Source organism: Citrobacter sp. EC_71, from assembly GCF_019584005.1.
GTDB classification, from domain to species: domain Bacteria; phylum Pseudomonadota; class Gammaproteobacteria; order Enterobacterales; family Enterobacteriaceae; genus Citrobacter; species Citrobacter werkmanii.
On sequence record NZ_VDAY01000006.1, the window covers coordinates 108,743 to 130,078 of the forward strand.

Below are 21,336 nucleotides of genomic sequence, written 5' to 3' on the forward strand. Positions count from 1 at the left end.
CCACAAAGGATTCACATCAATGGCATACACCACTTTTTCACAGACGAAAAATGATCAGCTTCTGGAACCGATGTTCTTCGGCCAGCCGGTGAACGTCGCCCGCTACGATCAGCAAAAATATGACATCTTCGAAAAACTGATCGAAAAGCAGCTCTCTTTCTTCTGGCGTCCGGAAGAGGTCGATGTTTCCCGCGATCGCATCGACTTCCAGGCGCTGCCGGAGCATGAAAAGCATATCTTCATCAGCAACCTGAAGTATCAGACGTTACTGGACTCCATTCAGGGTCGTAGCCCGAACGTCGCGCTGCTGCCGTTAATCTCGATTCCTGAACTGGAAACCTGGGTCGAAACGTGGGCGTTTTCTGAAACTATCCACTCGCGCTCTTACACCCATATTATCCGTAACATCGTGAACGATCCGGCGGTGGTGTTTGATGATATCGTTACCAACGAGCAGATCCAGAAGCGCGCGGAAGGCATTTCCAGCTACTATGACGAATTGATCGAGATGACCAGCTATTGGCATCTGCTAGGGGAAGGCACCCATACCGTTAATGGCAAAACGGTTGTCGTGAACCTGCGTGAGCTGAAGAAAAAGCTGTACCTGTGTCTGATGAGCGTGAACGCGTTGGAAGCCATTCGCTTCTACGTCAGCTTCGCCTGCTCCTTCGCCTTCGCCGAACGTGAACTGATGGAAGGCAATGCGAAAATTATTCGTCTGATCGCCCGCGACGAAGCCCTGCACCTGACCGGTACGCAGCACATGCTGAACCTGCTGCGCAGCGGTGTAGACGACCCAGAGATGGCGGAAATCGCAGAAGAGTGTAAGCAAGAGTGCTACGACCTATTCGTGCAGGCCGCGCTGCAAGAGAAAGAATGGGCGGACTATCTGTTCCGTGACGGTTCGATGATCGGCCTGAACAAAGATATTCTGTGCCAGTACGTTGAGTACATCACCAACATTCGTATGCAGGCTGTTGGGCTGGATCTGCCGTTCCAGACGCGCTCTAACCCGATCCCGTGGATCAACACCTGGCTGGTGTCCGATAACGTACAGGTTGCGCCGCAGGAAGTGGAAGTCAGCTCCTATCTGGTCGGCCAGATCGATTCCGAAGTTGATACCGACGATCTGAGTAACTTCCAACTCTGATGAGCCGCGTTACTCTACGCATCTCTGGCACACAGCTGCTGTGCCAGGATGAACACCCTTCCCTGCTGGTCGCACTCGAATCGTACAATGTTGAAGTCGAATACCAGTGTCGTGAGGGTTACTGCGGTTCCTGCCGTACCCGCCTGGTAGCGGGACAGGTGGACTGGATTGCAGAACCTCTGGCCTTTATTCAGCCGGGTGAAATATTGCCCTGCTGTTGCCGGGCAAAAGGCGATATTGAACTTGAGCTGTAACGGTTAGTGCACTTCATGTGCGCTAACCAGCGGCATCGCTCCGCGGCGTTTCATCTGCGCGATATACAGCGCCCCGGCTAAAACCACCAGCAGCGCCCCTACCAGATAAATCGCCCGATAGCCCACGCCCTCGACCATCATCCCCATAATGAACGCGCCAATCGCCATTCCCGCATCCATCGCATTAAAGAATAGCGAATTGGCGATGCCAATTTTATGCGGTTCCACCGAGCTAATAATTTGTGTCTGGAATACCGGCGTGACCGAACCGTAACCAATGCCGATTAATCCCCCGGCAATAATCATCATGATGCTGCCGTTGGTGTAGCCAAGCGCCACCAGTCCCACTGTAAAGGCCAGCAAACACGGATATACCACGTATTTCGGCCCTTTTTTATCACAAATGTTGCCGGTAAAGGTTCGACAGATCATCAGGCAAATAGCGTAGCACAACAGGAAATTACTGGCGGCGGCCATCAGATCCAACTCGCGCGCATACAGCGCGAGGAAAGCAGAAACGCCCGCATAGGAGAAGGTCATGAAAAACGTCACCATCGCGAAAGGCAGCGCGGCACGGTCAAACATTGCCGCAAATCCCAGCTTCGGTTTTGAGCCGTCGGCATGACGGATGACCGGCGGTACGGCGACGATCAATGACAGGATAATACCCAGCGCGGCAACCGCGCTACACAGCCAGAAAGCGGTGGTAAAAGCGCCCCAGCGTGCCATATTCAGCCCCACCCAGGGCCCCACAACCATTGCCAGTCCCATGGCCAACGAGAAAAAACTGATGCCCTCCCCACGTCGGGAGGCCGGTATCAGCCGCGCGGAAATCGTTCCTTTTACCGTGGTAATGACGCCAAACGTCACCCCATGAAGCACCCGAATAAACAGCAGCGATTCAATTGAGTGGCAAACAGGATACAGCGCAGTGACAACCAAAAAGGCCAGAGAAGAGAGCACCAGAATCGTTTTATTCGAATATTTCCCCACCCATTGCCCGGCGAATGGACGTACAACAATTGCGGCACCTAAAAAGAAGGTGACCAATAAGCCGGCTTTATCCGGCGTGGCGTGCAGGCGATCCGAAATATAGATCGGTAATAACGTAAGCAGGACATAAAACACAAAGAATATAATGAAGCTAATGATCGTGATTGCCCAAAAATCTTTCGTCCACAGTTTTTCTTTCATATTCGACAACCTGTCCAGACGGCGCACGCAGGCAACGCTCAACTCAACTGAGCAACGGAGAGGTGCGTCAAAATGTGATTTATACGGTAGACCGCAAGTGTAAACAGGTTCATCATATTAGAGAAATTAATCGTTTTAATATTGTTAATTAGAGGGAACTAATGACATTAACCCAAATCCACGCCCTGCTTGCGGTGCTTGAATGCGGCGGTTTTACCGAAGCCAGTAAGCGGCTGTATATGACCCAATCCGCTGTAAGCCAGGCAATTTCGGCGCTTGAAGAAGAGCTGGGAGTCGAATGTCTTATCCGCGAGCGCCGCAAAGACATTCAGCTCACCCCCGTTGGAAGACGGATCGTACCGCACCTGCGCATGATCGTTTCAGAAACCAACGCGGTGAAAGAGATTGCCGAGCAGGAGCGAAAAAAACCAGCCCGAACCCTGCGCATCGGCTGCTTTCCCAGCGCCTGCGCCTGCATTTTACCGGGCATTATCCACCACTTCGAGCAGCACCATCCGCACATCAAAATCATTCCCTTCGAAGAGAACAGCACGGCGATCGTGGATTCCCTGCGCAGCGGGGATATTGATGCCGGATTTGTGCATTTTCCGGTGAGCGGCATGTACTGCGTACCGGTCTATCGCGACAAATTTACCGTCGTGGTTCCCGAAAGCCATCCTCTGGCAGCCCATACCGCGGTTACGGTTGAACAACTGGTGGGAGAACCGCTGATTATCAGTAAAGGTCGCTATGAATTAAGCATCATGACGCTATTTAAAGAGAAAGGTATCGAGCCGGTTATTAAATACGAATTTAACCATCCGGATACCGCGATGAGTTTTATTCGTCAGGGGCTGGGTATTGCGTTATTACCGGAGTTAACGCTGAAAGCCGTTGGCGGGGAGATACGCTCGGTGGCGCTGGAGCCGACGTTCTATCGACAGATATCGTTACTGGCAAAAGAGCCGCCGGTGGACGGCAGCCCTTTATTTCTCCTGCAGGCTTGTATGGAAACGTTGACAGCAGACGGCCTTATCTAACAGTTTATAACGTTATCCAATAAGGCCTGTGACCGGAGGTGCATCACAGGCCTTGTGCCATTACTCTTTATTCAGGAATTTCACTGCTTTGTCGGGGAAGTCGGTGAACAACCCGTCAACGCCCGCCTTGTTATACAGAATGTCATACAGCTGGTTTACGTCAGTAGTGTAATCCGGTAGCTGATCGGCACGAACCGTATAAGGATGCACCACCATCTTGTTCTGATGCGCGTCCTGAACCATACCAGTTAACGAGATATTGCCTTTTTTCGACTTCTCATCAACCAGCATGTGGTAGTCCGGCCCAATGCCGTCCGCATACTGCGCCACCTGTTTCATGGCACCCGGTTTGAACATCCAATCGTAGTTGTAATTAACCCAACTACCGTCCGGCTTTTTCTCCTGGGTTTCATTCCAGTCAGTGTACGCAATTAACTGCACCAGATTGAGATCCATCCCCATCTTTGGTTCCAGTTCATTTTTAATGCGCTTTAACTCCGCGACATCAAAACACTGCAGATAAACCTTGTCGTTTTTGCTGGTATACCCGTACTTTTTCAGCACTTCCAGCGTTTTCGCAGCGATGTCCTTCCCTTCCTGGTGATGGAACCACGGCGCCTTCATTTCCGGGTAAATGCCGATGTTTTTACCGGTTGAGTGATTCAGTCCCTGAACGAACTCAATCTCTTCTTCGAAGGTGTGCACGCGGAAATCAGATTTACCCATTGGGAAGCGCCCAGGGTAGGTCTGTACCTTTTTGCCATTTTCGATATCAAAGCCTTCGGTAAATTTCAGCGATTTGATCTCATCCAGCGTAAAGTCGATAGCGTAATAACGTCCATCTTTACGCGCACGATCCGGAAAACGCTCAGCGACATCGGTGACGCGGTCCAGATAGTGGTCATGCAGGACGACCAGATGGTCATCCTTGGTCATCACCAAATCCTGCTCCAGATAATCCGCGCCCTGAGCATAGGCCATCGCTTTCGCGGGCAGCGTATGCTCAGGTAAATAACCGCTTGCCCCACGGTGCGCAATCACGATTTTATCGGCGGCGACCGCCGCGCTGCTAACAACCATACCAGCCAGCATCAGCGCCACGCTGAGACTTTTCAATGTGGTTTTCATAAATTAGCCCCCGTTACGTTTCTGCAGCATTTCTTCGTGATGGCGTTTTTCGCCAATCATGACGACCACCAGCAGAATCACCGCCAGCACGCTACCGCCAATCATCACCATAAAGCCACCGTCCCAGCCGAAGAAGTCAACGGTGTAGCCGACAATGGCGCTCGCCGCCACAGAACCGCCGAGATAACCGAACAGTCCGGTAAAGCCTGCCGCCGTGCCCGCCGCTTTTTTCGGCGCCAGTTCCAGCGCGTGCAGGCCGATCAACATAACCGGGCCGTAGATCAGGAAGCCGATGATAATCATACAAGCCATATCAACGTTCGGGTTCCCTGCCGGGTTCATCCAGTAAACGATGGTCGCGATAGTCACCAGCGTCATAAAGAACACGCCGGTCGCACCACGGTTGCCGCGGAAGACTTTATCCGACATCCAACCACACAGCAGCGTGCCCGGAATACCCGCGTATTCATACAGGAAGTAGGCCCAGGATGATTTATCGAGTGCGAAATGCTTCACTTCTTTCAGGTAGGTCGGAGACCAGTCCAGGATGCCGTAGCGCAGCAGATAAACAAACACGTTGGCGATAGCGATGTACCACAACAGTTTGTTTGGCAGTACATACTGCATGAAGATCTGCTTCGCAGTCAGCTCTTCTTCCGCTTTCTCGTTGTAATCGTCCGGGTAGTCGTTTTTATACTCTTCGATAGGCGGCAGACCGCAGGACTGCGGCGTATCACGCATCATCGCAAAGGCGAACAGCGCAACCACAATCGCACCGAAAGCAGGCATATACAGCGCCGCTTTCCAGTCATTGAACCAGGCCATACCGAGCAGGAACAGCAGAGGAGGCAGACCGCCGCCCACGTTGTGCGCACAGTTCCAGACGGAAACAATACCGCCACGTTCTTTCTGCGACCACCAGTGCACCATGGTACGGCCACACGGCGGCCACCCCATCCCCTGGAACCATCCGCAGAGGAACAGCAGCACAAACATAATCGCAATGCTCGATGTCGCCCACGGCACAAAGCCCATAAACAACATCACTGCGGCAGCCAGAATCAAACCCGCTGGCAGGAAAACGCGCGGATTCGAGCGATCCGAAACGGACCCCATGATGAATTTCGAAAATCCGTAAGCGATGGAGATACCGGATAAGGCAAAACCCAGATCGCCGCGAGAGAAACCCTGCTCAACCAGATATGGCATCGCCAGGGCGAAGTTCTTACGTACCAGATAGTACGCGGCATAACCAAAGAAAATCCCCAGGAAAATCTGCCAACGCAATCGACGATATGTCGGATCGATCTCCGTAGCAGGCAAACGCGCCTTATGTGGCGCTGGTTTAAAAATACTCAACATAGTGTAGCCTCCGTGGCCGTCTTTCATTCGAAGTAAACACTGCAGTTCGTCATTACTACCCTACCGCTTCCAGTGTGGCCGCGATGTTAAGGAAAGATACCTAACAAAAATGTGAAACGCAGCACATATTGTTACAGATTTATGACAAATGTTCATAAAGGCGCACGGAATCACGTTTCATTTTCGAATAATGAGCGATTATGCGCGAAATCAAACAATCCATGTTTTTTATGTGGCTAAATGATAAAAAACGAACTGTGAGGAAAAACAATGAAAACTCGCGACTCGCAAACAAGTGACGTGATTATCATTGGTGGAGGAGCAACAGGTGCAGGGATCGCACGCGACTGTGCGCTGCGCGGGTTGCGCGTCATCTTAGTGGAACGCCACGATATCGCCACGGGCGCGACCGGACGTAACCACGGCCTGCTGCATAGCGGTGCGCGCTACGCCGTCACCGACGCTGAATCTGCCCGTGAGTGCATCAGCGAAAACCAAATTCTGAAACGTATCGCCCGTCATTGCGTTGAGCCGACGGACGGTCTGTTTATTACCCTGCCGGAGGATGAGCTCTCCTTCCAGGCTACCTTTATTCGCGCCTGTGAAGAGGCCGGTATTCGCGCAGAAGCGATTGACCCTAAGCAGGCGCGCATTATCGAACCTTCCGTCAACCCACAGTTGATTGGCGCAGTTAAAGTGCCGGACGGTACGGTCGATCCCTTCCGCTTAACCGCCGCCAACATGCTGGATGCGCGTGAGCATGGCGCGGTTATCTTAACGGCCCATGAAGTGACGGGGCTGATTCGCGAAGGGGCAACGGTTTGCGGCGTTAACGTTCGCAATCATCTGACGGGTGAGATGCAGTCCCTGCATGCGCCGGTGGTGGTGAATGCCGCCGGGATCTGGGGCCAGCGCATTGCAGAATATGCCGATCTGAGTATCCGGATGTTCCCGGCCAAAGGTTCGCTGCTGATTATGGATCATCGTATAAACCAGCATGTCATTAATCGCTGCCGTAAACCTTCTGACGCCGATATTCTGGTGCCTGGTGATACCATTTCGCTCATTGGTACCACCTCGCAGCACATTGATTACGACGATATTGACAGCAACCGCGTCACCGCAGAAGAGGTCGATATTCTGCTGCGCGAAGGCGAGAAACTGGCGCCGATTATGGCGAAAACACGCATTTTACGCGCCTACTCAGGTGTGCGACCGCTGGTCGCCAGCGACGACGATCCAAGCGGTCGTAACGTCAGCCGCGGTATTGTGCTGTTCGATCACGCTGAACGTGACGGACTGGATGGGTTTATCACCATTACCGGCGGTAAGCTGATGACCTACCGTCTGATGGCGGAATGGGCCACCGATGCCGTTTGCCGCAAGCTGGGCAATTCTCAACCTTGCACCACGGCAGACACCGCGCTGCCAGGCTCGCAGGAATCCACCGAGCACACGCTGAAACGCGTAATTTCATTGCCTGCGCCGTTGCGCGGTTCGGCGGTCTACCGTCACGGCGATCGCACCCCGGCGTGGCTTAGCAAAGGTCGTCAGCACCGTAGCCTGGTCTGTGAATGTGAAGCGGTCACCGCGGGCGAAGTGCAATACGCCGTCGAGAATTTAACCGTCAACAGCCTGCTCGATTTACGTCGCCGTACCCGCGTTGGTATGGGGACCTGCCAGGGCGAATTGTGCGCCTGCCGCGCCGCAGGTTTACTGCAACGTTTTAATGTCACCACTGCTGCGCAATCTATCACCCAGCTTTCCGATTTCCTCAATGAGCGCTGGAAAGGCGTGCAGCCTATCGCCTGGGGAGATGCGCTGCGCGAAAGCGAATTCACGCGCTGGGTCTATCAGGGATTGTGCGGTCTGGAAAAGGAGCACCAGGATGAAATTTGATACCGTCATTATCGGCGGCGGCCTGGCCGGACTGCTGTGCGGCCTGCAGCTGCAAAAAAGCGGGTTGCGCTGTACGATTGTCACGCGCGGCCAAAGCGCCTTGCATTTTTCCTCCGGCTCACTGGATTTGCTCAGCAACTTACCCGATGGTCAACCGGTGGTAGAGATAGAAGCAGGTCTGAATGCGCTGCGTACTCAGGCGCCCACGCATCCGTATAGCACCATCGGAACACAGAACGTCCTGGAGCTGGCCCAGCAGGCGCAGGATCTGCTGGATGAATGCGGAACGCATTTGCAGGGCAAGGTACGCCAGTCACATCAACGCGTAACCCCGTTGGGCACCCTGCGCTCAACCTGGTTAAGTTCCCCAGAAGTTCCGGTGTGGCCACTGTCCGCACAGCGTATCTGCGTTGTCGGTATCAGCGGTTTACTGGATTTTCAGGCGCATCTCGCCGCGGCCTCGCTGCGCCAACGTAATCTTAGCGTCGAGACAGCAGAAATCGATCTGCCCGAGCTGGATGTCCTGCGTGATAACCCGACCGAGTTTCGCGCCGTCAATATTGCGCGCCTGCTGGACAACGAAGATAAATGGTCGCTGCTCTATGATGCTTTACTGCCACAGGCAAAAACCTGCGACATGATCATTATGCCAGCCTGTTTCGGCCTGGTGGATGAGCGCCTCTGGCACTGGCTTAACGAGCGCCTTCCCTGCTCGTTGACGCTGTTACCGACTCTACCGCCTTCAGTACTGGGTATGCGTCTGCACAACAAATTACAGCGCCAGTTTGTGCGCCAGGGCGGCGTCTGGATGCCGGGTGATGAAGTGAAGAAAATCACCTGTCAGGACGGCGTAGTCAGTGAAATCTGGACCCGTAACCATGCCGATATCCCGTTGCGTCCGCGCTTCGCCGTGCTCGCCAGCGGCAGCTTTTTCAGCAGCGGACTGATCGCCACGAGAGAGGCCATCCACGAACCGATCCTCGGGCTGGATGTACAGCAAACCGCCACCCGCGCCGAGTGGTATCAACGCGACGTCTTCGATCCGCAACCGTGGCAAAAGTTTGGCGTCACAACCGACGCTACGCTGCGCCCGTCACTGGCGGGTAAAACGGTAGAAAATATGTATGCCATCGGTTCTGTTCTCGGTGGTTTCGACCCTATTGCCGAGGGTTGCGGAGGCGGCGTATGCGCAGTCAGTGCCTTACACGCCGCACATGACATTGCGAAACGTGCAGGAGGACAGCAATGAGCGACACACGTTTTGAAAGTTGTATCAAATGCACGGTGTGCACCACCGCCTGCCCGGTAAGTCGCGTCAATCCGGGCTACCCTGGCCCAAAACAAGCCGGACCGGACGGTGAGCGTCTGCGCCTGAAAGATGGCGCATTATACGACGACGCGCTGAAATACTGCATCAACTGTAAGCGCTGCGAAGTGGCGTGTCCGTCAGATGTGAAAATTGGCGATATCATCCAGCGTGCGCGCGCCAAATATGACACTACGCGTCCATCGCTGCGTAATTTTGTTTTAAGCCATACGGATTTAATGGGAAGTGTATCCACCCCGTTCGCGCCGATAGTGAATACCGCCACCTCGCTGAAACCGGTACGCCAGTTGCTGGACTACGCGCTGAAAATCGACCATCGCCGTACGCTGCCGAAATACTCCTTTGGCACGTTCCGCCGCTGGTATCGCAGCGTTGCCGCGCAGCAGGCGCAGTATCCGGATCAGGTCGCCTTTTTCCACGGCTGTTTTGTGAATTACAACCATCCGCAACTCGGTAAAGACCTGATCAAGGTCCTGAACGCCATGGGAACCGGCGTACAGCTGCTGAGCAAAGAGAAATGCTGCGGCGTACCGCTGATCGCCAACGGCTTTACCGATAAAGCACGCAAGCAGGCGGTGAGCAACGTGGCCTCGCTCAGGGAAGCGATTGACGGGAAAGGCATTCCGGTGATCGCCACCTCATCAACCTGTACCTTTGCACTCCGCGATGAGTACCCGGAAGTGCTGGACGTCGACAACACGGGCCTGCGCGAACATATTGAGCTGGCGACCCGCTGGCTGTGGCGCAAGCTGGATGAAGGCAAAACGTTGCCGCTGAAAACGCTGCCGCTGAAAGTGGTCTATCACACGCCTTGCCATATGGAGAAAATGGGCTGGACGCTCTACACGCTGGAGCTGTTGCGCCAAATTCCGGGACTGGAGCTGACGGTGTTAGATTCTCAGTGTTGCGGAATCGCCGGGACATACGGCTTTAAAAAGGAAAACTACCCGACATCACAATCGATTGGCGCACCGTTATTCCGCCAAATTGAAGAAAGCGGTGCCGATATCGTTGTCACCGACTGTGAAACCTGTAAATGGCAGATAGAGATGTCTACAAGCAAACGCTGCGAACATCCTATCACCCTGCTTGCCAAAGCATTGGGTTAACTCTGTTGCCCGGTGGCGTTTGTTACCGGGCATTTTTGCGTACTCTGTTCCGCCTATCTGAATACGTTGCAATCGGGCGTATTTATCTCTGATTCACCCGCGCAAATAGCCAAATCCTCCCATGCAGCCCTTGTTAAAAGTAGGTACCGTCATGCCAACTTCTCCTTCAGGTGACGGACTACCATGGATAAATCAACCACCTCTACACCGCATGATGCAGCGTGATTTGATGGGGCTGGTGGACCGTCTGGTCTCGCTTTTAGTTACAAGCACCGCTAATGACAGCCAGTTGCAAACGCTATTTAATTACCTGCTACGATACGGCAATGTTTCTCACGTCAGCGCATTTATCCATGAGGTTGCCGAACGTTCCCCCCATCACAAGGAGAGGTTGATGACAATCGCAGAGAGGCTAAGACAAGAAGGCCACCACCATGGCCTACAAGAAGGGATACAGCAAGGATTAGAACAAGGATTGAACAGGGAGTGCAAAAAGGTACGCAAGAAGAAGCCTTACGTATCGCTCGCATGATGCTGGAAAATGGAATTGATCATAATTTGGTTCAGTTAATTACCGGGCTATTGCCTGGCGATGTTACAGAGTGAGTCAGGTTGGGAAGGTTTGTAGCCTTCCCAATCAATGCTTAAATCGTCAGCGATTCAACCACTTCAATCCAGCCGTGTTCGCTGGCAATATCCTGGCCGTTTAGCCAACGACGCAGCATATTCAGCGCCATCATCGCGCAAACTTCCTGACGAATCGGCAAACTGTAGCGATTAGCGCTAAGCCTTACGCGCAAGGCATGTGTCCCATCCGGGGTTGCCAGCGCAAAGTTAATATGTTCGCTTTCGAATGCCGATACTGCCAGCGCCAGCCCGGCATAGTGTTTGCCGCGTCGCTCGGTAATCCAGTGCGCCGTTTGCGCCAGCGTTTCTTCCTGGGACGGAACCACCTCGCTCGCTAACAGAGGGGCATTAGCGCGCGAGAGCTGGAGTGCAACTAAGCCACCGGTGAACTGTTCGCTCAGCGTCAGACTGTATTGCCGCTCCTGCAACGTGCGGGCGATTTGCGCAGGCAAACCTTCCGTACCTTCGAATATCATATTCTGTCCGGCAACCCGCTTCACCTCAGGCCACAGTGCCAGCATGGCGTCTCGTTGGGAATCCGGCCCGGTCAGCTTCAGCTCAATAATCGGCATCGACGAGCGATAGCCCATTGTTACTCCCGGCGGCAAAGGCAGCGGATCCAGACTCTGCGCCAGGTCACTTTCAGAACGGCCAAAGGTGGTTAATCGCAGGCAGAGCTGTGGTTGAGGCAGAGAAAAACGCTCACGCAAACGCGGCAGAATCTCATGCTCAACCATGACTTTAAATTCCGATGGCACGCCAGGCGTAAAGAACATCAGGCAACGGTTTAGCTTCACTGCGAATCCGCACGCGGTGCCGACAGGATTATTGATAAATTCAGCGCTGGCAGGAAGCTCAGCCTGTTTTCGGTTGCTCGGCGCCATCACGCGGCCACGGTCGCGGAAATAACGCTCCATCTCGGCCAGCCATGCTTCATGCAGTACCAGCCCTTCGCCTTTCGCCGTTGCCGCCGCCTGCGCGCTTAAATCATCGCTGGTTGGCCCCAGACCGCCATTAACGATCAGCACATCGGCGTGTTCGCTACGTTCACGTAAAATAGCGACCAAATCGTCAAGATTGTCCCCTACCGTATTGCGGCGGGTTAACGGTAATCCCTGATTAAAGAAAAAATCAGCCAGCCAGACGGCATTGGTGTCGACGATTTGTCCGTGCAACACTTCATCCCCGGTGGATAGCATCTCCACGTTTAACATCGTGTTCTCCTGCTTTTATGATGAAAACACTATAGCGCATGGAGAGGGGAAGGCGCGACTGAACGCCGCGCCAGAAATATCAGAAGCTGGCGTTAACCCCAACGTACGGACCATCAGCAATCGCGTTATCGCGGTTGCCATCTTTACCCGCCAGGTTCAGGTAGCGATAACCGGCTTCAATGCTCAGCGGGCGCATAATTGTCAGACGCGCACCGGCATTGGCTTCTTCATAACTGTCGATACCGCTGGAAAGCGAATCAGGAGAGTAATAGTACTCACCAAACAGGCGGAAGCTATCGCCAATCGGCCACTGCAGACCGCCACCAACTGCCGCCGCGTAGCCTTCATCACCATCATTAGGATTAGTATAAATACCTTTTCCTCCAACGGTTGCCAGCAACGGACCAAGCGGAATATTCAGACCCAGTCCCAGACCGGCTGCATCGCCGTCGTCATCGTTATGCATCCAGTTACCGCTGACCGCCAGTCCGGTAGACTCAGTTCCCATACCAAACCCAAGGTTGGTGTAATCTTCGCCCGCCTGGCCACTAATGCTAATTGCGCTCGCCGACGCGGAAACAAACAGCATTCCGGCAAAACCCAACATTAAACTTTTTTTCATTTTCTATCCTTTCCAGCAAGAATCAAAACATAGCCCCAAAACCGAGGAATTGTACTGCCAGATGACAAGGAATCAATGAGCTAAAAAAGCGATGCAATGGCATATTGTAACCAAATACTACTTGCAAGTTTGAGTTAAGGTTAAATTCTGCGGCTAATTGCAGAATCGAACGTAGCTACTCCTCGTTTTCAACAAACATCCCTTTCTCCTCAGTTAAAGAAGGGTTAATCGTCACGGAAGCGTTTTTTCTGCCGCCAGCAAAAGGTAAGATGGGCACACGATGGAATTCTCAGTATTCCCCTACAAGGATCCGACTTATGCGCCAAAGAACGATTGTTTGTCCATTAATACAAAATAATGGCTGTTATTTACTGTGCAAAATGGCTGATGACCGTGGCGTGTTCCCCGGCCAGTGGGCGCTTTCTGGCGGCGGTGTTGAAGCGGGCGAACGCATCGAAGAAGCATTGCGTCGGGAAGTGAGGGAAGAACTGGGCGAACAGCTCGTGTTATCAGAAATTACCCCATGGACCTTCAGTGATGATATTCGCACCAAAACCTATGCCGATGGCAGCCAGGAAGAGATTTACATGATCTATCTTATCTTTGATTGTGTCACGGAGAATCGTGAAGTGAACATTAACGAAGAGTTTCAGGCGTTCGCCTGGGTTAAACCGGAAGATCTTGGCACGTACGACTTAAATGTCGCCACGCGTAAGACGTTAACCCTGAAAGGATTACTCTAAGTTATCATTCTAATAGTGGCATAAAATAAACCCTCTGAATTGCGGCATTGCATTGACCTGTCTACGGTAAACAGCAATGCCGTTTACGCCACGCAATTTCTGTAAAATTCATTTGATTTCAAAACAATAAATTAAAAACACCGTTATTTTCCTTTATATCTCGAACCTTAAACTCTTAAGGATAAATTAACCTTCAGTCATTAACCTTTGAAGCCTGATAAATAATTAACGACGCCCCTGTTTATCGCTAAAAATAAAACGTCGGTGCGTTAAATGGCTTGAAGGAATAATGATGTCTGACTTTTTGCCTTTCTCTCGCCCGGCTATGGGAGCTGAAGAGCTTGCCGCAGTGAAGGCGGTTCTGGATTCTGGCTGGATAACCACCGGCCCGCAAAATCAACAGTTGGAAGAAGCCTTCTGCCAGCTCACGGGAAATAAGCATGCCGTTGCCGTCTGCTCCGCCACTGCTGGAATGCACATCACGCTGATGGCGCTGGGCATCGGTGCGGGCGATGAGGTCATCACGCCATCGATGACGTGGGTTTCTACCCTCAATATGATTATCCTGCTGGGTGCCACACCAATCATGGTCGATGTTGATCGCGATACGCTCATGGTCACACCAGAGCAGATTGAAGCGGCCATCACGCCACGAACCAAAGCAATTATTCCGGTGCATTACGCTGGCGCCCCCGCCGACCTTGACGCGATTTATGCCATTGGCGAGCGCTATGGCATTCCGATCATCGAAGATGCGGCACACGCCGTAGGGACGTTATATAAGGGTCGTCATGTTGGCGCGCGCGGCACCGCTATTTTCTCGTTTCACGCCATCAAAAATATCACCTGTGCGGAGGGTGGGCTGATTGTTACCGATGACGGCCAGCTTGCCCAGCGGCTTCGCAGTCTGAAGTTTCACGGCCTGGGCGTTGATGCTTTCGATCGACAAACCTACGGCCGTGCGCCGCAGGCCGAAGTGTTGGCGCCAGGATACAAATACAACCTCACAGATATCAATGCCGCCATCGCGCTGGTACAGCTGAAGAAGCTGGAACAACTGAACTCGCGCCGCGCACAAATTGCCCAGGAATATCAACAGGCGCTGGCCGATACGCCATTTCAACCGTTGAGCCTGCCCCACTGGTCCCACGTTCACGCCTGGCACCTGTTTATCATTCGTGTTGACGAAGCGCGCTGCGGCCTGAACAGAGATGCCTTAATGGAAGCGCTGAAGGCCAGAAATATCGGCACCGGTCTGCATTTTCGTGCAGCCCATACGCAAAAATATTACCGCGAACGCTTCACCACGCTTTCGCTGCCAAATACAGAATGGAATAGCGCACGCATCTGCTCGCTGCCATTGTTCCCCGATATGACCGCCACCGACACCCAGCGGGTCATTACGGCGCTTCGCGAGATTGCAGGACAATAACTATGTTTGAAGCCACACCGATCAAGAAAGTCTCAGTGGTCATTCCTGTTTTTAACGAACAGGAAAGCCTGCCAGAATTAATCAGACGCACCAGCGCCGCCTGCGAAAAATTGGGCAAAGATTATGAAATCTTGCTGATCGATGACGGCAGCAGCGACCGTTCCGCGCAACTGATGATGGACGCTTCACAGGCGCCGAACAGCCAGATCGTTTCTATTCTGCTGAACCGCAATTACGGCCAGCACTCGGCAATTATGGCCGGTTTCAGCCATGTCACCGGTGACTTGATCATCACGCTGGATGCCGATTTGCAAAATCCGCCGGAAGAGATCCCCCGGCTGGTCGCCACCGCAGATGAAGGTTTCGATGTGGTCGGAACGGTACGCCAGAACCGACAGGACAGCGTATTTCGTAAGACCGCCTCGCGTGTGATCAACCACCTGATTCAGCGCACTACCGGTAAAGCGATGGGCGACTACGGCTGCATGCTACGCGCCTATCGTCGCCATATTGTCGATGCCATGCTGCATTGCCAGGAGCGCAGCACCTTTATTCCGATTCTGGCCAACATTTTTGCCCGTCGCGCCACGGAGATCCCGGTGCACCATGCAGAGCGTGAATTTGGTGACTCTAAATACAGCTTCATGCGTCTGATCAACCTGATGTATGACCTGGTGACCTGTCTGACCACCACGCCGTTACGTATGTTGAGCCTGCTCGGCAGCGTGATTGCCGCCACGGGCTTTACGCTGTCCGTTCTGCTTGTTGTGTTACGCCTGACGCTCGGCCCGCAGTGGGCCGCGGAAGGGGTATTCATGCTGTTTGCCGTCCTGTTTACCTTTATCGGCGCACAGTTCATTGGCATGGGTTTACTCGGCGAATATATCGGTCGCATCTATAACGATGTCCGCGCCCGCCCCCGCTATTTTGTTCAACACGTTATCCGCCCACAAACCACGCAGTCAACCGAGGAAAACCGCGCATGAAAGCCGTCGTATTTGCCTATCACGATATGGGATGTCAGGGTGTCCAGGCCTTGTTGGATGCAGGTTATGAAATCGCCGCAATTTTTACGCACACCGACAACCCCGGTGAAAAAGCGTTTTTTGGCTCTGTTTCCCGCCTCGCCGCCAGCGCCGGTATTCCGGTTTACGCCCCGGACGAGGTTAATCATCCTTTGTGGATCGAGCGCATTAGCCAACTGGCACCCGATGTTATCTTCTCGTTCTACTATCGCCATTTACTGAGTGAGGAGATCCTCAGTCTTGCGCCTAAGGGGGCATTTAATCTGCACGGCTCGCTGCTGCCAAAATACCGCGGCCGCGCGCCGCTGAACTGGGTATTGGTCAATGGCGAAACCGAAACCGGCGTCACGCTTCATCGCATGGTCAAACGTGCAGACGCTGGCGCTATTATCGCCCAGCAGTCTGTCGCTATCTCTTCGGATGATGTGGCGTTAACGCTGCACCATAAATTGTGCCAGGCTGCGCGTCACCTGCTGGAACAGGCGCTGCCCGCGATTAAAGCGGGGGATTACGCAGAACGCCCGCAACAGGAAGCAGAGGCTACCTGTTTTGGCCGCCGCACGCCGGAAGATAGCTTCCTGGACTGGAACAAACCTGCCGCAGAGCTGCATAACCAGGTCCGCGCCGTCAGCGATCCGTGGCCGGGTGCATTTAGCTATGTTGGCACGCAAAAGTTCACCGTCTGGTCGTCGCGTGTTTGCACAAATGACCTTGCAGCCCAACCAGGCACCGTCATCTCCGTGTCGCCTTTGCTGATCGCCTGTGCCGATGGCGCACTGGAGATTATTACCGGACAAGCTGGCGATGGTATTGCGATGCAAGGCTCACAGCTGGCGCAGGTTCTGGGCCTGGTACCCGGTTCTCGTCTGAACAGCCAGTCCGTTACCACCAGCAAACGTCGTACACGCGTGCTGATCCTTGGCGTTAACGGCTTCATTGGTAACCACCTGACCGAGCGCCTGCTGCAAGAAGACAATTACGAAGTATATGGACTCGATATTGGCAGCGACGCAATTGGGCGTTTCCTGCAACATCCGCGTTTCCATTTCGTCGAAGGCGACATTAGCATTCACTCCGAATGGATTGAATATCATGTGAAAAAATGCGACGTCGTATTGCCGCTGGTGGCGATCGCCACGCCAATCGAATATACCCGCAACCCACTGCGCGTGTTTGAACTCGATTTTGAAGAGAACCTGAAAATCATTCGCTACTGCGTGAAGTACCGTAAGCGCATCATTTTCCCGTCAACCTCCGAAGTCTACGGCATGTGTACCGATAAAGTCTTCGATGAGGACAGCTCGAATCTGATCGTCGGCCCGGTGAATAAACCACGTTGGATCTACTCCGTTTCCAAGCAGTTGCTGGACCGCGTAATCTGGGCATACGGCGAAAAAGAGGGGTTGCGCTTCACCCTATTCCGTCCGTTTAACTGGATGGGACCGCGTCTGGACAGTCTTAACGCCGCGCGTATCGGCAGCTCACGCGCCATCACCCAATTGATTCTCAATCTGGTGGAAGGCTCACCGATTAAGCTGATTGAAGGCGGCAAGCAAAAGCGCTGTTTTACCGATATTCGCGATGGTATCGAAGCCCTGTACCGCATTATTGAAAATGAAGGCGGACGCTGTGACGGCGAGATTATCAACATCGGTAACCCGGAAAACGAAGCGAGTATTCAGGAACTGGCAGAAATGCTGCTAACCTGCTTTGAAAAACATCCATTACGTCAGCATTTTCCGCCGTTTGCCGGTTTCCGCGACGTCGAAAGCAGCACCTACTATGGTAAAGGTTATCAGGACGTTGAGCACCGTAAGCCCAATATTCGCAACGCAAAACGTTGCCTGAACTGGGAACCCACCATTGAGATGCAGGAAACGGTAGAAGAGACGCTGGACTTCTTCTTACGCAGTGTGGATATCACGGAACACACATCATGACCAAAGTTGGCTTGCGCATTGATGTCGACACATTCAGGGGGACACGCGAAGGCGTGCCCCGCCTGCTGGAGACATTGAACCGACATAACGTTCGGGCAAGTTTTTTCTTTAGCATGGGACCTGACAACATGGGACGCCATCTCTGGCGCCTGGTGAAGCCACAATTTCTGTGGAAGATGCTGCGCTCAAACGCAGCATCGCTCTACGGGTGGGATATTTTGCTGGCGGGTACAGCATGGCCGGGAAAAGAGATCGGCCAGGCCAATGCGGCCATTATTGCGCAAACCGCCCTGCTTCATGAAACCGGTTTGCATGCCTGGGATCACCATGCCTGGCAGGCGCGAAGCGGAAACTGGAATGACAAAGAGCTAATTGATGATATTTCACGTGGCATTACCGCCCTTGAAGCTATCATCAATCAGCCCGTTACCTGCTCCGCCGTTGCCGGATGGCGTGCCGACGACCGCGTCGTCCATGCCAAAGAAACGTTCCATCTGCGCTATAACAGCGACTGTCGTGGAACGTCGTTATTCCGTCCTGTGCTGGCGTCCGGGAAAACAGGTACGCCGCAAATTCCTGTCACATTACCCACATGGGATGAAGTGGTGGGTCAAGAGGTTCAGGCGGTGGACTTTAATGCTTATATTCTCTCCCACATCCAGATGAGCAGAGAGACACCGGTGTACACCATTCATGCAGAAGTGGAAGGTATTGCCTTTCAGCAGAATTTTGACGAATTGCTCACTCGTGCTGCCGACATGGGGATTACGTTTTGCCCGCTCGGGGATCTGCTACCGGACGATATCAGTGCGCTGCCAACCGGGCGGATCGTGCGTGGGAAGATTCCCGGCAGAGAGGGATGGATCGGCTGTCAGCAACCCGTGGATATGACACAATGAAATCGGTACGTAACGCCCTGGCATTTATCGCTTTTATCGCGCTGTATTTTATTTTACCTATTAATAGTCGTCTGCTGTGGCAGCCTGATGAAACGCGCTATGCCGAAATCAGTCGGGAGACGCTGACCTCTGGCGACTGGATCGTTCCGCACTTTTTAGGGCTGCGTTATTTTGAAAAACCGATTGCCGGATACTGGTTGAACAGCATCGGGCAATGGCTGTTTGGCGCCAATAATTTTGGCGTCAGAGCGGGCGCTATTTTTGCCACCTTGCTGACGGCGCTACTGGTAGCCTGGCTTGCCATGCGGATGTGGCAGGATAAGCGTACCGCCGTACTCTCTTCAGTTATCTTTTTAACCTTTTTTTCGGTCTATAGCATCGGTACCTACGCGGTACTCGATCCTATGATCGCACTCTGGCTGATGGCGGGCATGTGCTGCTTTTGGGAGGGGATGCAGGCCACTACCAGAACACGCAAAATCGTTGCCTTTCTGCTGTTAGGGCTAACCTGCGGCATGGGCGTAATGACCAAGGGTTTCCTGGCGCTTGCCGTTCCTGTGCTCAGCGTACTGCCGTGGGTTTTCGTGCAAAAACGCTGGAAAGACCTGATCGTCTACGGCCTGCTGGCAGTCGTCGGCTGCGTCGTGATTGTGCTGCCGTGGGGTGTAGCGATTGCTCAGCGTGAGCCGGACTTCTGGCATTACTTCTTCTGGGTCGAACACATTCAACGCTTCGCCCAGGATGATGCCCAACATAAGGCCCCTGTCTGGTACTACATTCCCGTGCTTTTGGCTGGCGCGTTACCGTGGCTCGGGCTGCTTCCCGGCGCACTGCGTACGGGCTGGCGGGAACGAGATGTTCCGCGCAGCACACTATACCTGCTAAGCTGGATTAGCATGCCGATCCTGTTTTTCAGCATCGCAAAAGGAAAACTGCCGACCTATATTCTTTCCTGCTTCGCGCCGTTGGCGATATTAACGGCGCGTTTTGGCCTGCAGGCTGCGCAAAAAGGTTCAGCCGCGCTGCGTGTGAATGGCTGGATCAACGTTCTGTTTGGTGTGGTAGGCATTATCGCCACGTTTATTGTTTCCACGCTGGGACCGTTGAAAACGCCTATCTGGTCGCATATCGAAACCTATAAGGTTTTTTGTGCATGGGGTATTTTTCTCATCTGGACGCTCTTTGGCTGGTATACGTTAAATAACCGCGAGAAGAACTGGCAATTTGCCGCGTTTTGCCCATTAGGACTGGCGCTGTTGTTTGGCTTCTCCATTCCCGATCGGGTCATGGAATCTAAACAACCGCAGTTTTTTGTCGAGATGACCAAAGAGTCGCTGGAATCCAGCCGCTATATTCTCACCGACAGCGTTGGCCTCGCTGCGGGGCTGGCCTGGAGCCTGAAGCGTGACGACATCATGCTATACGGACAAACAGGCGAGTTGAAATACGGCCTCAGCTATCCGGATGCCCAAGGGCGCTTTGTCAGTCGGACGGACTTTGTCGACTGGTTAGCCCAACACCGTCAGCAAGGAAATATTACCCTCGTGCTCTCGATTGATAAGAATGAAGATATTAATCAACTAGCCATTCCTCCCGCTGATTATATCGATAACCAGGGGCGTCTGGTCCTGATTCAGTATCGGCCGAAATGATCTGGATAGTATTAATTTTCGCCAGCCTGCTCAGCGTATGCGGACAGTTATGCCAGAAGCAGGCAACGCGTCCGGTACCTTCAGGCAGGCGAAAACGCCATATTACGCAATGGATTGGGCTGGCCCTGGCAAGCCTCGGCCTGGCTATGCTGCTCTGGCTGGTGGTGTTGCAGAATATCCCTGTTGGCATCGCCTATCCCATGCTGAGCCTGAATTTTGTCTGGGTGACGCTGGCCGCCTGGAAAATCTGGCGCGAACCGGTCGCAACGCGCCACTGGCTGGGTGTGGGGCTGATAATCGCCGGCATATTCATTCTTGGGAGCGCGGTGTAATGGGCATTTTTTGGGGATTATGTAGCGTTATTATCACCTCGGCTGCCCAGCTAAGTCTCGGCTTTGCGATGGATAACCTGCCGCCGATGTTGCAACCGCTGAAATTTCTCTCCGCCGTATTCGCTCTCAACGCTGGCGCATTGGCTCTTTTTAGTGGGCTGGCGGGATATTTACTGTCGGTAATTTGCTGGCATAAGGCCCTGCACCAGCTCGCCCTGAGCAAGGCTTATGCCCTGCTCAGCCTCAGCTATGTGCTGGTTTGGGTCGCATCAATGATTCTGCCCGGCTGGCAGGGAACATTTTCAGTGAAGGCGCTGGTTGGGGTACTGTGCATCATGGCGGGTTTAATGACGATTTTTCTGCCTGCTGACCAGCACCGGCGCTGAG

General features: G+C 53.3%; 20 protein-coding genes. 15 read left to right on the forward strand and 5 right to left on the reverse strand.

The window, feature by feature from the left end; genetic code table 11:
- Positions 1-19: 19 nt before the first annotated feature.
- Both nrdB and yfaE read left to right on the forward strand, forming a co-directional pair.
- Entirely contained in the window at positions 20-1,150 is a 1,131-nt protein-coding gene (nrdB, locus tag FHD02_RS08305; protein WP_003027605.1) for a class Ia ribonucleoside-diphosphate reductase subunit beta, read from the forward strand.
- Positions 1,150-1,404: a class I ribonucleotide reductase maintenance protein YfaE gene (gene yfaE / locus FHD02_RS08310; RefSeq protein WP_137371496.1), complete on the forward strand. Its 255-nt coding sequence runs from the start codon at positions 1,150-1,152 to the stop codon at positions 1,402-1,404. Before nrdB ends, yfaE begins: the two co-directional genes overlap by 1 nt.
- Positions 1,405-1,407: 3 nt before the next feature.
- Here yfaE and FHD02_RS08315 read toward each other — a convergent pair whose 3' ends face one another.
- The gene (locus FHD02_RS08315) at positions 1,408-2,598 is read right to left on the reverse strand and encodes an MFS transporter (protein ID WP_042307149.1); all 1,191 of its coding nucleotides are present in this window, start codon (positions 2,596-2,598) and stop codon (positions 1,408-1,410) included.
- 161 nt (positions 2,599-2,759) lie between these two features.
- On the opposite strand from FHD02_RS08315, the gene FHD02_RS08320 reads away from it, so the two are divergent.
- Positions 2,760-3,638, forward strand: a complete 879-nt coding sequence (locus tag FHD02_RS08320) for a LysR family transcriptional regulator (protein WP_220393796.1) — start codon at positions 2,760-2,762, stop codon at positions 3,636-3,638.
- Positions 3,639-3,698: 60 nt separating this feature from the next.
- On the opposite strand, the gene glpQ is transcribed toward FHD02_RS08320, so the two are convergent.
- Together glpQ and glpT are read right to left on the reverse strand one after the other, a co-directional pair.
- Entirely contained in the window at positions 3,699-4,766 is a 1,068-nt protein-coding gene (gene glpQ, locus FHD02_RS08325; protein WP_061382104.1) for a glycerophosphodiester phosphodiesterase, read from the reverse strand.
- Positions 4,767-4,769: 3 nt separating this feature from the next.
- Complete coding sequence (glpT, locus tag FHD02_RS08330; protein WP_042307146.1) at positions 4,770-6,128, reverse strand: glycerol-3-phosphate transporter; 1,359 nt, start codon at positions 6,126-6,128, stop codon at positions 4,770-4,772.
- 270 nt (positions 6,129-6,398) lie between these two features.
- On the opposite strand from glpT, the gene glpA reads away from it, so the two are divergent.
- The 4 genes from glpA (at position 6,399) to FHD02_RS24365 (ending at position 10,995) form a co-directional block, all read left to right on the forward strand.
- Positions 6,399-8,027, forward strand: a complete 1,629-nt coding sequence (gene glpA / locus FHD02_RS08335; RefSeq protein WP_220393797.1) for an anaerobic glycerol-3-phosphate dehydrogenase subunit A — start codon at positions 6,399-6,401, stop codon at positions 8,025-8,027.
- Positions 8,017-9,276 (forward strand): glycerol-3-phosphate dehydrogenase subunit GlpB, encoded by a 1,260-nt coding sequence (gene glpB / locus FHD02_RS08340; protein WP_137371498.1) that lies wholly within the window; start codon positions 8,017-8,019, stop codon positions 9,274-9,276. The genes glpA and glpB overlap by 11 nt, the downstream gene beginning before the upstream one ends.
- Entirely contained in the window at positions 9,273-10,463 is a 1,191-nt protein-coding gene (glpC, locus tag FHD02_RS08345) for an anaerobic glycerol-3-phosphate dehydrogenase subunit GlpC (RefSeq protein WP_137360944.1), read from the forward strand. The genes glpB and glpC overlap by 4 nt, the downstream gene beginning before the upstream one ends.
- A gap of 151 nt (positions 10,464-10,614) precedes the next feature.
- A complete protein-coding gene (locus FHD02_RS24365; protein ID WP_371415457.1) occupies positions 10,615-10,995 on the forward strand; it encodes a hypothetical protein in 381 nt (126 codons plus the stop codon).
- Positions 10,996-11,107: 112 nt separating this feature from the next.
- Here FHD02_RS24365 and FHD02_RS08355 read toward each other — a convergent pair whose 3' ends face one another.
- Both FHD02_RS08355 and FHD02_RS08360 read right to left on the reverse strand, forming a co-directional pair.
- A complete protein-coding gene (locus tag FHD02_RS08355) occupies positions 11,108-12,304 on the reverse strand; it encodes a nicotinamide mononucleotide deamidase-related protein YfaY (protein WP_137360945.1) in 1,197 nt (398 codons plus the stop codon).
- A gap of 79 nt (positions 12,305-12,383) precedes the next feature.
- Complete coding sequence (locus FHD02_RS08360) at positions 12,384-12,926, reverse strand: YfaZ family outer membrane protein (protein ID WP_038642254.1); 543 nt, start codon at positions 12,924-12,926, stop codon at positions 12,384-12,386.
- 317 nt (positions 12,927-13,243) lie between these two features.
- Here FHD02_RS08360 and nudI point away from each other — a divergent pair, with 317 nt between their 5' ends.
- The 8 genes from nudI to arnF all read left to right on the forward strand — a co-directional run bounded on the left by nudI (position 13,244) and on the right by arnF (position 21,335).
- Positions 13,244-13,669 (forward strand): nucleoside triphosphatase NudI, encoded by a 426-nt coding sequence (gene nudI / locus FHD02_RS08365; RefSeq protein WP_220393798.1) that lies wholly within the window; start codon positions 13,244-13,246, stop codon positions 13,667-13,669.
- A gap of 292 nt (positions 13,670-13,961) precedes the next feature.
- Positions 13,962-15,101 (forward strand): UDP-4-amino-4-deoxy-L-arabinose aminotransferase, encoded by a 1,140-nt coding sequence (gene arnB, locus FHD02_RS08370; protein ID WP_220393799.1) that lies wholly within the window; start codon positions 13,962-13,964, stop codon positions 15,099-15,101.
- A 2-nt stretch (positions 15,102-15,103) separates the two neighbouring features.
- A complete protein-coding gene (arnC, locus tag FHD02_RS08375; RefSeq protein WP_220393800.1) occupies positions 15,104-16,087 on the forward strand; it encodes an undecaprenyl-phosphate 4-deoxy-4-formamido-L-arabinose transferase in 984 nt (327 codons plus the stop codon).
- On the forward strand, positions 16,084-18,066 hold the full coding sequence (gene arnA, locus FHD02_RS08380) for a bifunctional UDP-4-amino-4-deoxy-L-arabinose formyltransferase/UDP-glucuronic acid oxidase ArnA (RefSeq protein WP_061382108.1): 1,983 nt from the start codon (positions 16,084-16,086) through the stop codon (positions 18,064-18,066). Before arnC ends, arnA begins: the two co-directional genes overlap by 4 nt.
- Entirely contained in the window at positions 18,063-18,965 is a 903-nt protein-coding gene (gene arnD, locus FHD02_RS08385) for a 4-deoxy-4-formamido-L-arabinose-phosphoundecaprenol deformylase (RefSeq protein WP_137360948.1), read from the forward strand. The genes arnA and arnD overlap by 4 nt, the downstream gene beginning before the upstream one ends.
- Positions 18,962-20,617: a lipid IV(A) 4-amino-4-deoxy-L-arabinosyltransferase gene (arnT, locus tag FHD02_RS08390; RefSeq protein ID WP_137360949.1), complete on the forward strand. Its 1,656-nt coding sequence runs from the start codon at positions 18,962-18,964 to the stop codon at positions 20,615-20,617. The genes arnD and arnT overlap by 4 nt, the downstream gene beginning before the upstream one ends.
- On the forward strand, positions 20,614-20,949 hold the full coding sequence (gene arnE, locus FHD02_RS08395; RefSeq protein WP_042307126.1) for a 4-amino-4-deoxy-L-arabinose-phosphoundecaprenol flippase subunit ArnE: 336 nt from the start codon (positions 20,614-20,616) through the stop codon (positions 20,947-20,949). Before arnT ends, arnE begins: the two co-directional genes overlap by 4 nt.
- Entirely contained in the window at positions 20,949-21,335 is a 387-nt protein-coding gene (arnF, locus tag FHD02_RS08400) for a 4-amino-4-deoxy-L-arabinose-phosphoundecaprenol flippase subunit ArnF (RefSeq protein ID WP_137360950.1), read from the forward strand. Before arnE ends, arnF begins: the two co-directional genes overlap by 1 nt.
- The last annotated feature ends 1 nt before the right edge of the window (position 21,336 follow it).

What these genes read in the sequence shown, in the direction of transcription:
- nrdB (WP_003027605.1), top strand. Translation starts at nt 20, where the DNA reads ATGGCATACACCACTTTTTCACAGACGAAAAATGATCAGCTTCTGGAA.
- yfaE (WP_137371496.1), top strand. Translation starts at nt 1,150, where the DNA reads ATGAGCCGCGTTACTCTACGCATCTCTGGCACACAGCTGCTGTGCCAG.
- FHD02_RS08315 (WP_042307149.1), bottom strand. Translation starts at nt 2,598, where the DNA reads ATGAAAGAAAAACTGTGGACGAAAGATTTTTGGGCAATCACGATCATT.
- FHD02_RS08320 (WP_220393796.1), top strand. Translation starts at nt 2,760, where the DNA reads ATGACATTAACCCAAATCCACGCCCTGCTTGCGGTGCTTGAATGCGGC.
- glpQ (WP_061382104.1), bottom strand. Translation starts at nt 4,766, where the DNA reads ATGAAAACCACATTGAAAAGTCTCAGCGTGGCGCTGATGCTGGCTGGT.
- glpT (WP_042307146.1), bottom strand. Translation starts at nt 6,128, where the DNA reads ATGTTGAGTATTTTTAAACCAGCGCCACATAAGGCGCGTTTGCCTGCT.
- glpA (WP_220393797.1), top strand. Translation starts at nt 6,399, where the DNA reads ATGAAAACTCGCGACTCGCAAACAAGTGACGTGATTATCATTGGTGGA.
- glpB (WP_137371498.1), top strand. Translation starts at nt 8,017, where the DNA reads ATGAAATTTGATACCGTCATTATCGGCGGCGGCCTGGCCGGACTGCTG.
- glpC (WP_137360944.1), top strand. Translation starts at nt 9,273, where the DNA reads ATGAGCGACACACGTTTTGAAAGTTGTATCAAATGCACGGTGTGCACC.
- FHD02_RS24365 (WP_371415457.1), top strand. Translation starts at nt 10,615, where the DNA reads ATGCCAACTTCTCCTTCAGGTGACGGACTACCATGGATAAATCAACCA.
- FHD02_RS08355 (WP_137360945.1), bottom strand. Translation starts at nt 12,304, where the DNA reads ATGTTAAACGTGGAGATGCTATCCACCGGGGATGAAGTGTTGCACGGA.
- FHD02_RS08360 (WP_038642254.1), bottom strand. Translation starts at nt 12,926, where the DNA reads ATGAAAAAAAGTTTAATGTTGGGTTTTGCCGGAATGCTGTTTGTTTCC.
- nudI (WP_220393798.1), top strand. Translation starts at nt 13,244, where the DNA reads ATGCGCCAAAGAACGATTGTTTGTCCATTAATACAAAATAATGGCTGT.
- arnB (WP_220393799.1), top strand. Translation starts at nt 13,962, where the DNA reads ATGTCTGACTTTTTGCCTTTCTCTCGCCCGGCTATGGGAGCTGAAGAG.
- arnC (WP_220393800.1), top strand. Translation starts at nt 15,104, where the DNA reads ATGTTTGAAGCCACACCGATCAAGAAAGTCTCAGTGGTCATTCCTGTT.
- arnA (WP_061382108.1), top strand. Translation starts at nt 16,084, where the DNA reads ATGAAAGCCGTCGTATTTGCCTATCACGATATGGGATGTCAGGGTGTC.
- arnD (WP_137360948.1), top strand. Translation starts at nt 18,063, where the DNA reads ATGACCAAAGTTGGCTTGCGCATTGATGTCGACACATTCAGGGGGACA.
- arnT (WP_137360949.1), top strand. Translation starts at nt 18,962, where the DNA reads ATGAAATCGGTACGTAACGCCCTGGCATTTATCGCTTTTATCGCGCTG.
- arnE (WP_042307126.1), top strand. Translation starts at nt 20,614, where the DNA reads ATGATCTGGATAGTATTAATTTTCGCCAGCCTGCTCAGCGTATGCGGA.
- arnF (WP_137360950.1), top strand. Translation starts at nt 20,949, where the DNA reads ATGGGCATTTTTTGGGGATTATGTAGCGTTATTATCACCTCGGCTGCC.